The sequence below is a fragment of the Brucella sp. TWI559 genome, assembly GCF_039674265.1.
Taxonomy (GTDB): Bacteria; Pseudomonadota; Alphaproteobacteria; order Rhizobiales; family Rhizobiaceae; genus Brucella; species Brucella chromiisoli.
This window is the reverse complement of the sequence record NZ_JBDJNE010000034.1, coordinates 1-13,202: the sequence shown is the minus strand read 5'-3', so window position 1 is coordinate 13,202 and position 13,202 is coordinate 1. Positions and strand designations below refer to the sequence as shown.

Below are 13,202 nucleotides of genomic sequence, written 5' to 3'. Positions count from 1 at the left end.
CGAACGCCTGACGCTGATCCGGATATTCGAAGATTTACGCGATCTGGGTTACGCGGGTGGCTATGATACGGTCCGGCGTTATGCACGCTCATGGACAAAAGAGCGTGGGGCCGTGACGGCGGAAGCCTATGTACCACTTTATTACGCACCGGGCGAAGCTTACCAGTTCGACTGGAGCCACGAGATTGTTGTTCTGGACAGTCTGCCCCGAGCCCAGTGGCTGCTGGGAGACCGGGGCTACGACGCCGATTGGTTCCGGGACGCCTTGCAGGCCAAGGGCATCACGCCCTGCATCCCTGGCCGAAAATCCCGAACCGAGCCCGTCCGCTACGACAAGCGCAGATACAAACGGCGCAACCGCATCGAGATCATGTTCGGCAGGCTAAAGGACTGGCGGCGGGTCGCCACCCGCTACGACCGCTGCCCGACCGTCTTCCTCTCCACCATAGCCCTCGCCGCTACCGTCCTGTTCTGGCTATGAGTCCTGAGCCTAGGGGTATCTTTTTGACTCTTACTTTGGATAACAGGACATCGGTGTGCGTCTGGCTTGATGCCGATCTTCATGTTCTTGACTCTACGTCAAAACCTTCCGGAAAGCGCATTTAACGGATCAGTTGGTGCCACCAATTCGCCCCGTTTTCAGATCCGCATGTTCATGCCCGCTTTAAAGGAACCGATGTTTCTGACCAGCAATCAGCACACCTGGCAAAGGCGAGGGAAATTGGTTAGTAACCTTCCAATGCAAAACACGCAGCAGCTTGGCGAGCACAGAAATCTTCTATAGACTGTGTAATTCATATGCATTACAATTGAACTTTAAGTGGGAGAAACTTATGGCTTCTAATGCACTCGTTCAAACTCGTATTGATGCCGAAGTTAGAGATCGTGCCTCTGCGGTGCTTGAAGGTATGGGTCTTACGGTGTCGGACGTTGTTCGTATCTTACTCACCCGGACGGCAAACGAGGGGGCATTGCCGCTCGAACTTATATCAGGCAGCGAAGCGCACGATGCTTGGTTTCGCAGCAAGGTTCTTGAAGCGCTTCACGACACGCGACCCGACGTACCGGATGATGAAGTTACGGCTCATTTTGAAAGACGACGGGCGGCAGCGCGCGTTAAAGCAGTGGCGCTCAAGCCGTGAAGCTCATTTGGTCCGCATTTGCGTTATCTGATCGAGACGCTATCTTCACTTTCATTGAGGCGGATAATCCCTTATCTGCAATCATGGTCGACGAACGGATCGTCGAGGCTGCTCGTCGACTAATTGATTTTCCGGGGAGTGGTAGGGTTGGCAGAATTGCCGGGACTAGGGAATTGGTGATAAACGGTACTCCGTACGTCGTGGCTTATGCTGTAACGCAATCGGCAGTTCGTATCCTCCGCGTACTTCACGGAGCACAGGAATGGCCAGACATTATTTCTACCAGTTAGGCGTTCAATGCTAATTTTGGGAACAATGGCTGATATTGCTCTTGAGGAGGAGTAGTCGCCAAGAATCTTGACTTCTTATCAAAAAAAGAACCGCCATCAAATATCCCCCAGTTACTTGCTATCGGGTGAGCGGGTGAGATTTGGTGACAGTGCCATCTTACCGGGCAATTGCACGCCTCATCGTAATCCATTATAATCCCGTCTTTGACAGAAAATTGCTTCCAATAGCATTTTAAGAAGGCACGTTTGTCAGAGACAGAAATTGAATGTCTGATGAAGCCATGCTTACGCATGACGATACTCAGAGGAACGTTTCGCCGTATTTGTGCGGTTAACTTATAGACATATTTTGGATGAGGCCCCGACAAAAGCAGGGTAGGTAATCCTCTTATCAAAGCTGGCTTTGTTAGTAAGTAGGATCATACTTCTTCGATAATCAGGCTTGCGATTTGGGGGTCGCTAGCTGTTGAGCGGCACGCCAAGCCGATCGCCGAGATAAGGCCAGAGGTATAGGCCAAGCTTTTTGCACTTCTTCATAAGGCCAGCACGGTGTCGCGGGCGACACGGCCGTCCCCGCTCATAGTGCCACCGGAGATTTTTCGCTTGGTGACGCAATTGCGAAGATCATTCTCGGAAACGTTGGTGTGCAAATGGATTTCATGGCACTCAAGAGCTTCCAGCAGTTTATGCTTACTCCTCAGCAATCGAGCCAGCAGCTTATCGAGATTCACAGGTGTTGATTTCCACGTAGAAGTGAGCCGGAATTGCGGGTAATTTCCATTGAGAACTGAGCCATGTGACCCAGCCTCCACTGTTTTGTGCAGCGGAGGACAACGGAGTGATCCACATGGGACTTTTGAACATCATTCGCCGCATGTTTTTGCGGGACAAGCTGTCGATTCGTGAGATTGCACGGCGGACTGGTCTTTCACGCAACACTGTTACAAAGCATGTTTCCTCGGGTACGATTGAGCCTAAATTTGCGACACCGGATCGACCCAGCAAGCTTGATCGTTACGCAGACAGGCTTGCAGTGTGGCTAAAAATGAAGCAAGTAAATCGCGGAAACAACGCCGTAATCTGAAGCAACTTCATGCTGATCTGGTCGCTCTTGGTTTTGACGGATCTTATGGCCGGGTTGCAGCCTTTGCTAGGAACTGGCGTGCAGATCGCCAACAGGAGCAGCAGACAAGCGGGCGCGGAACCTTCATTCCGCTGACTTTTCGCGCGGGTGAAGCTTTTCAGTTTGATTGGAGCGAGGATTTTGCTGTGCTGGGTGGAGAACGCACCAAGTTACAGGTTGCACATTTTAAGTTGTCTCACAGTCGAGCATTTGTGGTCAGGGCTTATCTGCTTCAGACCCATGAGATGTTGTTTGATGCCCATTGGCACGGGTTGCGCGTTCTGGGTGGTGTGCCCGAACGCGGTATATACGATAATATGAAGACGGCAGTTGACCGGGTTGGCCGTGGCAAAGAGCGGCATATCAACATGCGCTTTCTTGCCATGGCGAACCACTATGTCTTCGCGCCAGAGTTCTGCAACCCTGCTGCTGGATGGGGTGAAGCAGATGAGAAAACAGTCCAGCGAAATGTTTTCCTGCTGAACGCCTGGAGCGAGAGCGAAGGGCCGGGCGGGGCAGGTGGAGAAGAATGTGCAAGATGCTCGACCGCGCTTGTGGCAACCAATACCCAGCTTTCCCGATCTGAATGCACTTAATGGGTGGCTGGAACAGCGTTGTATTGAGCTTTGGAATGAGATACCGCATGGCACTCTTAGCGGATCAATTGCGGATGTTTGGGCAGACGAACAATCATCACTGATGCCAATGCCAGTGGCATTTGACGGCTTTGTTGAGCAAAGCAAGCGTGTTTCCCCGACCTGCCTGATTAACTTTGAGCGTAATCGCTACAGTGTACCAGCATCATTTGCGAACCGTCGGGTAAGTCTGCGGATCTATCCTGATCGACTTGTCATCGTCGCAGAAGGGCAATTCTTATGTGAACATCCACGTATCATTGACCGATCACACAGAATGCCTGCACGCACAATTTATGACTGGCATCATTATCTGGCAGTGATCCAGCGCAAACCAGGTGCCTTGCGCAATGGCGCGCCCTTTGCTCAATTACCAATAGCGTTCAAACAGTTACAGGACATTATGCTTCGTCGCCCCGGCGGAGATCGCGAGATGGCTGATATACTGGCATTGGTATTGCAACACGATGAGCAGGCCGTGCTTACGGCTGTGGAACTCGCTCTTTGCGAAGGTGTCGCAACCAAAACTCATGTGCTCAATCTGTTGCATCGACTGATTGATGGCAAGACAAGCAACGGACCGGACCTCGACACTCCGCAGGCATTGAACTTAAAGCACGAGCCTAAAGCCAACGTTGAGCGGTATGATGATCTACGCGTGCAGCTAACGGGAGGCCGTCATGCGTCATGATCCTGCCAGTGGGGCTATGTCATCATGCTTCGCAGTTTGAAGATACATGGTATGGCACAGGCGGTTACTGACCTCATCGAGCAGGGTGCGCCCGCTTTTGAAGCTGCGGTTCCGATCCTGTCTCAACTGCTCAAAACTGAGCTGGCCCAACGAGAAGTTCGTTCCGTAGCCTACCACATGAAAGCAGCACGCTTCCCTGCTTATAAAGACCTCTCGGCATTTGACTTCGCAGCCAGCGAGATCATTGAAGCAAGCTTACGACAGCTACATCGCTGTGAGTTCCTCAATGAGGCGCAGAATATCGTGCTGATTGGCGGACCGGGAACAGGAAAGACCCATGCCGCAACAGCCATCGGTGTTCATGCTATCGAACATTATCGGCGCAAGGTTCGCTTCTTCTCAACCATTGAGCTCGTCAACGCACTTGAACTGGAAAAGGCCAAGGGTAAGGCAGGCCAGATTGCTAAGAACTTAACACGGCTGGATTTGGTGATCCTGGACGAACTTGGATATCTGCCATTTAGTGCGTCAGGGGGAGCACTTCTATTCCACCTGCTCAGCAAGCTCTATGAGCGCACCAGTGTTATCATCACGACCAATCTCAGCTTCAGCGAATGGGCCAGCATCTTTGGCGATGCAAAGATGACGACCGCACTTCTCGATCGACTGACGCACCGCTGTCATATCCTGGAAACTGGAGACGACAGCTTCAGATTCAAAGCAAGTTCTGCAGCAGCAGCTCAACAAGACAAAGGAAAAATCCAATGACTTGACCTAAGCATAAGCCGAAATCCATAATGAATGGTGGCTCAGTTCTTGGTGAAAATTCCGGCTCACTTCTACGTGGAAATCAACATTAAAGAAGGAGAAAGCAGGGTTTTTCAGCTCTGCTTTTTTGATGTTAATTGTATATTTCTTAGCTAGCTTGACGCTATTGCGAGGAGGATGGTGTGATTGAAAGTTCGCGACTGATTTTAAGAAAGCCAATCGCATCTGATTTTGAAGCATATGCTGAAATGTTTAGCGATCCATCTGTTACGGCACATATCGGCGGCGTATTAAAACGCTCAGAATCTTGGGCTAGATTCTTACGAGACGTAGGTCATTGGGCAGTTGAAGACTTTGGTCAATATATCATTGTTGAGAAAGCAACTTCCGCATTCGTCGGAAAAATTGGTTTTGCTAAATTTGAACGCAACTTAGGTATTCACACGAAGACATCAATTGAAGTAACGTGGCTGCTGAATTCAAATTTTCATGGTCTCGGATATGCTAAAGAAGCAGGAATAGCTGTTCATAGATGGCAAGATTTAAATAATCCGATATCAACCGCATGTCTTATAGCTGAGAATAATTTGCCATCTCTTAAACTGGCTGCGCACCTCGGATACGAGCAAATTGATATATTGCATAGAGTGTCTGGTACAGCTTTAGTTTTAGAGAGAAAGTGCTCTATTTAAAAGTCTGCTTTGTTCAAAAAAATAGAGAACTCGAAAGCTCTCTATTAAATTTAGGAAAATATATATGATGACACCGCTAAGTTTCATTTACAATTGTTGTCTAATTGATAGCAAGAGTCAACAGTATTAATTCGTTTTACTGAATAAATATATCAATTGCATTCAGTATATTATTATTACTGCTTATTTCTGTTAATGAAGAAACATATCTTACATCTATTCGGGTAGAAATAGCTTGCAGTCCAGGCTCTCTCTATCGCTAACCAGTCACCACAGTCGATCATGTCTCTCTTCCGATAATTAGTTGACAATCGCTTTAATTCAGGGGGCTTTGGCTGCCTTTTTTGTGTCTGATAACTGGTTGAAAATTATAGTTAACTAAAAGTTAATGAAAGCGAAATGGGCTCTTTGTTTGATTACTGTGATGGATTATTTCGCTTCGGAATTTGCCCCTGCTATTGCGATATCGGCAATTTTATCAATGCGGAAGAATTGCATTAATTTGGCCGACCATATCATTCAGCTGCATACGTATTGCTGCATCTTCTTGTTCCCGTTCATGATCTGGCTGTTCAGAGCGAGCATGAATTTTGGTTTTAATTTCTTCAATCTTAGCTTTGATGTGTTCGACTTCGGTTTTGATGATATCAGACATATGCTACCCCTTATTTGTCCAGTGATGTTGATCAGCCTACACTTTAGATCATGCTTAGCAAGCTCAATGCAAATTCAACTTCACTGATAAACCCGACTTCTCAAGCTATTCATCAGCATCTCAGAGATTGAAAAGCCCCCTGCCCTAGCCTTCCCTACCAGAGACCTCAGATATCCACCCGCACAAGCGATCTCACTCGATTTCTGCAAGATACCAGCAATAACCGCCGATGCGCTCTCAATGCCCCAAATACGAACAGCATCACGATAAGCAGCTTCAGAAATCCCAAGGAAGCCAGAAACCAGCTTTGAAACATCTGTGAGGTCTCTCCAACTCCTGATGCCAGCTGGTGAATAAGCACTGATATCAGGACAAGCTCGAAGAACTAAATCTAATGAAACGATTTCAGCTTTCGATACATCTGATTTCTGATGCACTGGCTCAGATGCCGTCTCTTTCAAATCTAAGAAATCTTTTTGTTCTTCTAAATGGGATTCTGAAAGTGACTCTATATGCCGCTCAATATGAGCACCATTGGTGCTCATTTCTTCAGCATTCTCATTATTTTTTAGTGTGATAGCTAAATCAGAGATAATGGCATCGAGATTGGCCTTAATCGCCGTCAATTCAGCCAGAGAAGCCTTGCGGGGGATTGCATTCACGATGTCATTGAAACGCACACAAAGGCTGTCAGAAGCATCCTGAAGGGTTTTAGTGATCTCCCTGCGTGTAACGGTGATTTCGTCTCGTAGACGCTTTACAGCCCGTTGTTCGTCAAGGATGGCTTCTGCACCAGATTTAATAACTGATGCCTGAGCAAAGAATGGGCTGAGATCAAAACCATAGGCAATCTCGACCTCCCCTTCCCTGCTCTTGTGAGCATAGCGTTTGCAATTTGGGCTGTCTTTGCGTGAGATAATGCCAGCCTGAATAAGAGACGTGAGATGTCTCCTGAGGGTAGATTCAGGCATCATGTGAGCACGTTGAGAAATCAGTTTGTTGGATGGAAATACAACAAACTTCGATTTCGTTGTGATCACGTCATCAGATAGGAATGACAGCAAGGAATTCAGAACGGTAAGGCATCGGTCGTTCAGGCCGAATTCAGACTTAGCGATACACAGATGCTTGTACAATTCCCATTTCTTGATGCCTCCCTCGCCTGACGGCTTAGGTGTCGAGACGCGTGTTGTCATTCGACTGCGTAATGCTGACGTGACAGAACTCAGAATTTGCATTTCTTTGCCCTCTAAATTTAGGCAAAAGAGTCCCACACATCAAAAATGATGTTTCAATTCTTGACAAAGATTCTGAGAAATGCGATTCGTAATTTGCTAGGATTACGGATCAGCTCTCTCAGACTTCGGTTTGTGAGGGCTTTTCTTTTGCGGTTTAGTCTCCAGTTTTGTTTTCTGACTGCTCAAATTCATTGAACAGCTTGTCGAAATTTTCAGACAACCAATTCCCAAACTTACCAGCTCTTATGCTCGTCAATTCGATTGTTGTCTTCTTTGGTTTCTGATTCATCGAAATGCTAACTGTATTGTCGGGAGATCTCCAGGATTTAACCGGTGATGCTACTCGTTCTTTTTTTACAGCTTTGCCTTTTGAATTGATGGTATCGAAAATCTTGGAGAAGCGGTCATCACTGCTTAGAGACTGATACTCATCAGATGCTATAATCTCGGTGATCTCATTCGATTTTCTATCAGCCAGCAAGCTCAGCTCAATCCAGCGTTCGCGACCTACAGATGGTGCAGCGCCGATACTGGTAATGACATCTGAAGGTATACGGGAAGTTACCGATACCATTTTCGAGATAGCGGCTGCATTTGCTGCTAAAGCTGATGAGATCGTTTCCCGATCATAACCGAGGCTTTCAAGGTTCTTTGCAAAGATAGCTTTCTCAATGAAACTCAGATTTGCTCGCGCAGAGTTTTCCTGTCCCTGTGCAATAACGTGAGTTTTGTCATCAAGGGCTTTAACGACCGCCCTCACCTTCCGTCCAAGTTCACGAGCAACTCGTACACGGCGATGACCAAAGACGATCATATAGCGCCCATCTTCAGACGGATGCGGACGAACTAAGATTGGGCTATCCTGACCGCGTTCCTTAATGGCCTCTAAAAGTTCTTGGAATTCATCGTCATTAGTACCAAGACGGTCAGCTACAAATGATACATCGATGAGATCAGGATCAAGATCAACAACCTGTTCACCTTCTAAAAAAGCGTCAGCCTGTCGTGCTAGTTCGTTAACTGAGCGGATCATCGACTTCGACGCTCCAGTTACTCGATAACTTGCTGTAGACGCGTCATCTTGAATGTCATTCAGACCAGCTAATAGATTTTTTCTAGCCATTTTCATCTCCGTATCATCTATCTCACTGATTTAACGTGAGAAAACGCTGATTTTGTCAGCAGACAAATTATCGATCCCATGATTCATGGATAAGAGCTTCGATTTCTGAATTCACTGCATCCAAGGATTCAATTGCTCGCTCATATGTTGAGCGTGTCATCGAGCTCTTTTCGACTTCGTAGAGTGTCTGTTTGGTGATGCCTGCATCTGAAACAGCAGTTGATTTCACCATCTGATTTTTCAGAATGAATTCACCAAACAGTGTTTGTAGAAACGCTACCATCTGCGCCTGAGGTTGATCTGTAGGTTCGTATCGTGTGACTAGATATCGATACCATTCAAGATTGACTTCAGCGCCTGCAGCACGAATTGGCTCCAGGATGTTTCCAAGCATCAGCAGAAACTGCCCCATAGACATGACATCGAGCATCTGTGGGTGAATGGTGATCAGAACCGCCGTAGCAGCTGTCAGAGCTGTAATTGTCAGGTAGCCAAGTTGAGGAGGGCAATCGATAACAACGATATCATACTGATCATCGACTTCTTCGAGTGCTGACGAGATACGTGTGAAGAATGACTTACCAGCATTCGAGTTCCGATCACTCATTGCCAGTGGGGTATCGTATTCGAATTCCTGCAATTCAAGGTTGGCTGGTACGATGTCGAGACCTGGAAAGTTTGTTTCCTGAATGATCTCAGAAATAGGTTTGCGTTCATCATCGTAGCGGATCGCATCGTAGATTGATGGCACCTGATCTAGTTCAGGTTGGAAGCCGTGTAGTGATGATAATGAAGCTTGCGGATCGAGATCGATAGCAAGTACACGATGACCAGTGAGCGCGAGATATTGGGCGAGATGAGCCGTTGTAGTCGTCTTGCCTGAGCCGCCTTTAAAGTTCACAACTGCAATCACCTGCAGGTGTTCATTTGGCTTTCTATGCGGGACATAATTTCTGGAATCCGAGCGACCATTTTGATCGAGATATTCTCTCAATTCCTGCATCTGCTCAGCAGTGTATGAGCGCCGACCTGATGACGAAGTTTCGGGGGAGGGACCTTTGCCTTCAAGGTGTAGCTTCTTTAGGTGGCTTTGACTGACACCAATATACTGAGAGGCTTCTGCAAGCGAAAACGGACGTAGTGTCTTTTTTCCAGTATCGGGGAAATTCTGAACGCTAAGCAAATGCAGCTTCTTCGAAATCTGATCACCCTGATCCAGGATGTGTTTTTCGAACTTAAGCGTGGCTTTCGGCTTTTTGAGCGAGATCTCGTTCATAAGTGTCAGATTTCCAAAATAACGATTTTAGAGCGAACTTGCTCACGTAACTGTTATTATCCCTGATTCCTATGGTTCTGCAAGAAGTTTAAAGTTAATGAATGGTTAACGCGACAATTTCAGAATTTTAAACTGATTGAAACGCTATCTTATTGTATTTTATGAATAAAAGCTATTTTTTGTCAGCGGACAAAACAAAGAAATTAAGAGAAGGGGAAATTGGGTTTTTTGAAACTGTTTACGTCCGCTGATCGAACGGTGTTGGAATGGCTGTGATATTCAAAATGGAAAGCCCTTCACCTCTGAAGAGCTTGATGATCTGAAGACTGCTGGACAGGCAATTATTTGTCAAAAAACCCACTGACTTCGACGGCCTTGGTCTTCTTATCGAACACACAGACGACTTGCTGCGGATCTTTGTTGCCTTGTTCAAAACCATTGATGATTGCATATCCATAACTCTCGGAGCCATATGGGTCGACTTTAATGGTTTCGATTTTCATCATATCACCAGCTGCCTTATTGCATGCCTGTTCGACATCGTGTCGAAAATCATCCCATGCATCATCGCTGGATGCTGTTGCCTGCTGCATTGAAAGTACAAGAAAAATTGTTGCTGCTGATATGATGTAGGCTTTAGTAAATTTCAATTTCGGCATCTAGCGTTCCCATTAATTCTGATCGGCTGTTTATATGAGATAGAGACTGAGAATTTATATCAATGTTTTCAATGCGCTGAATTCTGAAGAGGGCAGGGGAGGGGAGAGAAGGGGGAGTCGAAACTCCCCCTGTATGATATCAGTTCAGTTCCCAATGCTTGTAGAGCTTGTTGAGGAGTCTGGTCTGCCTATCCGCAAGCACTTCAGGTGTCCATTCAGCTACGTTCCTGACATCCTGAGTAAGGACGAAAGGCGAGATCGTATCGTCCCTGCCAGCAAAATAGACGTTCTTCTTTGTCTCGAAGTCATAATTAGAAGCAGCAGGGTTTTTCTTGCTGTGAAGAGGAACTAAGTTTGCCAGACGTTGCGTCCATTCTTCTCGATGATCGCGGTCAGGGAAATTGGTAAGCCAAATGCTGTCTTCAGCTGGAGTCTGCGGCAGAACGTGCTCAATGCTGTAGTTTCGGTATTCAACTTTTACCGATTTATCAGTCATCAGATTCTCAAGACGCAGTATGAGAGCGGTTCGCGCTCTCGGTAGTCGTCTGTAGATGTCGCCATTTAGAGCATTCCTGAAATCACGTTTTTGGTTTTCATCAAGCTGGAGACTTGCAAGATTTGAGCAATCACCATCAAAATCATCTTTTTCGATGTCTGATATGATAGCTTTGAACGCCTCAATGCGGGTGTTGAAGCCAGCTTTTGTGATCAATAGGTAATACGAGATACGTTCAAGGCGTTTCAGAAACTCAGCTACCAGTGCAGGCTGAGCTTTGAATTTGTTGAAATATAGAAGGGCAGGGGCAACCCAATCCTTCCAGTCTACGGCATCAAGATGACTGGCCTGTTCATTGACTTCTTCAGCACCAGCTGTGGCAGCAAAATTCTGGTGTTTCAGATAACCATAAATTTCCGCGTAAGGAATTATGACCTTATCAATCAAATCCTCGGCTTCGTATTTTGAGCCAACAAATTCAGAGAACTCTTTGCTTAGAATTGTTGACTGCTTCTTCTTTGCGTAGAGCATTCGAATATGGCCGAGCAGGTCTACAAAACCGTTTCGTGTGAGACCCTTTTCGATCTTCGTCCATTTTTTCGCATATTCATTGCTCTTGTCTTCGCTGAACTTCTTTCTGATTTTGCCAAGAATTTCAGCTTTAAGGATGTCACTTGGAAACAGTGCTAGACCGCGATTGTTTAGGACACTGAAAATTCGGTAAGCTGATTCAAAGTTTGGTGTAGAGATGACAACCATTGAGCAGTTTTCAGCTATGAACTCGAACAGGTCTTCACGCTGTTGCATATCGAGCTCAGAAAGCTCTTTCAGAAAATGAATAGCGTTGTCGCGCATATTCTTTCTGGAATCTGCAAGCTTCTCATTTGAATGCGCTAATCGTTCAATACCACCTGGTTCTTGAATGTTGTCTCTGAAAAAGTCAGCATCATCTTGAAAAGCTTTTAGACGGTAAGCGTGTGGCGTGTTTCTTCTGACACCCCTGCCTTTTGTGTAAAGGAAAGTTGTAATTGCATCCGCACGATCTGGTATCAATGCCCTGAGAGCTGCAAACAAAATTGTAAGGGTGCTTAAACGCTGCTGACCATCGACTACTTGTGCAATAGGATTGCGGTCAGCTTTAATAAGAACCACGCTGCCCAAGAAATAGAAGGCATCTTCATTGCCTTCTGCCTTGAAGTCTTTCATTGCAGTCAGAAGATCGGATAGCAATTCACCAGCTTGATCGGTCGTCCACGAATATGGTCTCTGATAATCTGGAATTTCGAACTGATAGTCGTCGCTGAAAATGTCGATTAACAGTTTATCGTGCGCTTCTAGTGATTTAGCCATTTTGATCCCATGCCCTTTAATGCTTTGGGTTTCATAGCAAATGAAGTTGCACTAAAACAGCTACAGGTTGTCAAAAACAATAAATTAAGGAAGAGGTTTTAGGCGGCTTTTTTAATTTTACCGCTGACATATTCTGCTAGCCCGATGCCTATAAATCTCATGCAAGGAACTGCCATCGAATTGCCAATTGTGCGGTACCTATCAGCATCTAAAGCTGGCTTGCCTTTAAATTTTACGTTCGTCCAATCGTCAGGAAACCCCTGAAGCCGTTCACATTCAATTGGGTGTAATCGGCGTGAAATTCTCTTTCCATTGATTTTTTGCACGATGACGAAATCTAATTCTGAGCCTATGCCAGCCATACGAGACATGCCAGCACCGGAAGCCAAAAGGGTACCAACAGTTTTTGGATGAATGAGTTCTGCGTCTTCGTTTACTCTGAAAGTGCCTTCAGAAGCTCCGGCTTCAATTTCTTGTTCCTTTTTGCCGCTCGATTGAGTAAGCCTGTTTTCGCTGACTTTGTTAAAAAGTACGGCTCCAGAATCTCCGTGTCTGTCATCAAAATCTGCGACAACGAACTCTCATTCCCTTCGCTGTGGAACTTGGAAAAATTGTGCGTCGAGAACTCTCCACGATACTGCTCCCGCAAAATGCCCTTCGGGTCGAAACACAAAACCTGAAGTTCCCCATACTTTCCCTGGAGGCTGTATTTGCCGATCTGATCTGGCAAGGGCTCCCAAGAGACATCCGAACGCGGTTTCTTCTTTTTCATCTGACATTACTCCTGGTACGTTTTCCCACACGACAAAGCGTAGGCCGTTTATTTTTCGCATGCGTTCTGCCAATTTACAGAACTCAAGCATAAGATTTGCTCTAGGCACAGGCCCCATTGATTTGAGCATGAAGAGCTGATTCAGTTTCGCTTGAGGAGACTGATCGATAAGCAATCTTTGCTGGCTGAGCGAAGGACAGATGTCACGCCTTCGCCCCTTTTTTCCCAAGAGCCATGGACGACCACGCGTTGATGACAGACGTGTCTTGAGTGGAATTATCTTCATTCTTCG

The 13,202-nt window shown here is 46.3% G+C and carries 14 protein-coding genes and 2 pseudogenes; 7 read left to right on the top strand and 9 right to left on the bottom strand.

The features are described 5' to 3' along the window. From ABE530_RS18825 to ABE530_RS18815, 3 genes are all read left to right on the top strand, one after another. A partial coding sequence (locus ABE530_RS18825; protein ID WP_499695595.1) for a transposase occupies nt 1–481 on the top strand: 481 nt, incomplete at its 5' end. A 352-nt stretch (nt 482–833) separates the two neighbouring features. Then, nucleotides 834–1,142 (top strand): type II toxin-antitoxin system RelB/DinJ family antitoxin, encoded by a 309-nt coding sequence (locus tag ABE530_RS18820; protein WP_499695594.1) that lies wholly within the window; start codon nt 834–836, stop codon nt 1,140–1,142. Continuing rightward, entirely contained in the window at nt 1,139–1,432 is a 294-nt protein-coding gene (locus ABE530_RS18815) for a type II toxin-antitoxin system RelE/ParE family toxin (protein WP_499695593.1), read from the top strand. Before ABE530_RS18820 ends, ABE530_RS18815 begins: the two co-directional genes overlap by 4 nt. A 419-nt stretch (nt 1,433–1,851) precedes the next feature. Here the strand turns inward: ABE530_RS18815 and ABE530_RS18810 are convergent. Further along, nucleotides 1,852–2,157: pseudogene (locus tag ABE530_RS18810) on the bottom strand (IS66 family transposase); the annotation flags it as partial. A gap of 122 nt (nt 2,158–2,279) precedes the next feature. On the opposite strand from ABE530_RS18810, the pseudogene istA reads away from it, so the two are divergent. From istA to ABE530_RS18795, 3 genes and pseudogenes are all read left to right on the top strand, one after another. Continuing rightward, nucleotides 2,280–3,881: pseudogene (istA, locus tag ABE530_RS18805) on the top strand (IS21 family transposase). Between the two features lie 24 nt (nt 3,882–3,905). Next, nucleotides 3,906–4,649: an IS21-like element helper ATPase IstB gene (gene istB / locus ABE530_RS18800; protein WP_499695592.1), complete on the top strand. Its 744-nt coding sequence runs from the start codon at nt 3,906–3,908 to the stop codon at nt 4,647–4,649. 182 nt (nt 4,650–4,831) lie between these two features. Continuing rightward, the gene (locus ABE530_RS18795) at nt 4,832–5,341 is read left to right on the top strand and encodes a GNAT family N-acetyltransferase (RefSeq protein ID WP_499695591.1); all 510 of its coding nucleotides are present in this window, start codon (nt 4,832–4,834) and stop codon (nt 5,339–5,341) included. A 478-nt stretch (nt 5,342–5,819) separates the two neighbouring features. On the opposite strand, the gene ABE530_RS18790 is transcribed toward ABE530_RS18795, so the two are convergent. The 8 genes from ABE530_RS18790 to ABE530_RS18755 form a co-directional block, all read right to left on the bottom strand. Continuing rightward, complete coding sequence (locus ABE530_RS18790) at nt 5,820–5,996, bottom strand: hypothetical protein (RefSeq protein WP_499695590.1); 177 nt, start codon at nt 5,994–5,996, stop codon at nt 5,820–5,822. Nucleotides 5,997–6,076: 80 nt separating this feature from the next. Beyond that, nucleotides 6,077–7,234 carry a plasmid replication protein RepC gene (gene repC, locus ABE530_RS18785; RefSeq protein WP_499695589.1) on the bottom strand — a complete coding sequence of 386 codons (1,158 nt, stop codon included), beginning with the start codon at nt 7,232–7,234 and terminating at the stop codon, nt 6,077–6,079. A 154-nt stretch (nt 7,235–7,388) separates the two neighbouring features. Then, complete coding sequence (repB, locus tag ABE530_RS18780) at nt 7,389–8,357, bottom strand: plasmid partitioning protein RepB (RefSeq protein WP_499695588.1); 969 nt, start codon at nt 8,355–8,357, stop codon at nt 7,389–7,391. Nucleotides 8,358–8,424: 67 nt separating this feature from the next. Continuing rightward, complete coding sequence (gene repA, locus ABE530_RS18775) at nt 8,425–9,633, bottom strand: plasmid partitioning protein RepA (RefSeq protein WP_499695587.1); 1,209 nt, start codon at nt 9,631–9,633, stop codon at nt 8,425–8,427. A 341-nt stretch (nt 9,634–9,974) separates the two neighbouring features. Next, nucleotides 9,975–10,292: a hypothetical protein gene (locus ABE530_RS18770; RefSeq protein WP_499695586.1), complete on the bottom strand. Its 318-nt coding sequence runs from the start codon at nt 10,290–10,292 to the stop codon at nt 9,975–9,977. Between the two features lie 139 nt (nt 10,293–10,431). After that, on the bottom strand, nt 10,432–12,138 hold the full coding sequence (locus tag ABE530_RS18765; protein WP_499695585.1) for a DUF262 domain-containing protein: 1,707 nt from the start codon (nt 12,136–12,138) through the stop codon (nt 10,432–10,434). A gap of 98 nt (nt 12,139–12,236) precedes the next feature. Then, nucleotides 12,237–12,509, bottom strand: coding sequence for a DNA cytosine methyltransferase (locus tag ABE530_RS18760; protein ID WP_499695584.1), 273 nt, complete (start codon nt 12,507–12,509; stop codon nt 12,237–12,239). A gap of 62 nt (nt 12,510–12,571) precedes the next feature. Further along, the gene (locus tag ABE530_RS18755; RefSeq protein WP_499695583.1) at nt 12,572–12,910 is read right to left on the bottom strand and encodes a hypothetical protein; all 339 of its coding nucleotides are present in this window, start codon (nt 12,908–12,910) and stop codon (nt 12,572–12,574) included. A gap of 167 nt (nt 12,911–13,077) precedes the next feature. On the opposite strand from ABE530_RS18755, the gene ABE530_RS18750 reads away from it, so the two are divergent. Then, nucleotides 13,078–13,202: transposase (locus tag ABE530_RS18750; RefSeq protein WP_499695596.1), on the top strand; the 125-nt coding region annotated here is incomplete at its 3' end.

Bases quoted from the DNA above. Each gene is read 5' to 3' on its own strand.
- ABE530_RS18820 (WP_499695594.1), top strand. From the start codon at position 834: ATGGCTTCTAATGCACTCGTTCAAACTCGTATTGATGCCGAAGTTAGA.
- istB (WP_499695592.1), top strand. From the start codon at position 3,906: ATGCTTCGCAGTTTGAAGATACATGGTATGGCACAGGCGGTTACTGAC.
- ABE530_RS18790 (WP_499695590.1), bottom strand. From the start codon at position 5,996: ATGTCTGATATCATCAAAACCGAAGTCGAACACATCAAAGCTAAGATT.
- repC (WP_499695589.1), bottom strand. From the start codon at position 7,234: ATGCAAATTCTGAGTTCTGTCACGTCAGCATTACGCAGTCGAATGACA.
- repB (WP_499695588.1), bottom strand. From the start codon at position 8,357: ATGGCTAGAAAAAATCTATTAGCTGGTCTGAATGACATTCAAGATGAC.
- repA (WP_499695587.1), bottom strand. From the start codon at position 9,633: ATGAACGAGATCTCGCTCAAAAAGCCGAAAGCCACGCTTAAGTTCGAA.
- ABE530_RS18770 (WP_499695586.1), bottom strand. From the start codon at position 10,292: ATGCCGAAATTGAAATTTACTAAAGCCTACATCATATCAGCAGCAACA.
- ABE530_RS18765 (WP_499695585.1), bottom strand. From the start codon at position 12,138: ATGGCTAAATCACTAGAAGCGCACGATAAACTGTTAATCGACATTTTC.
- ABE530_RS18760 (WP_499695584.1), bottom strand. From the start codon at position 12,509: ATGTCTCGTATGGCTGGCATAGGCTCAGAATTAGATTTCGTCATCGTG.
- ABE530_RS18755 (WP_499695583.1), bottom strand. From the start codon at position 12,910: ATGAAAAAGAAGAAACCGCGTTCGGATGTCTCTTGGGAGCCCTTGCCA.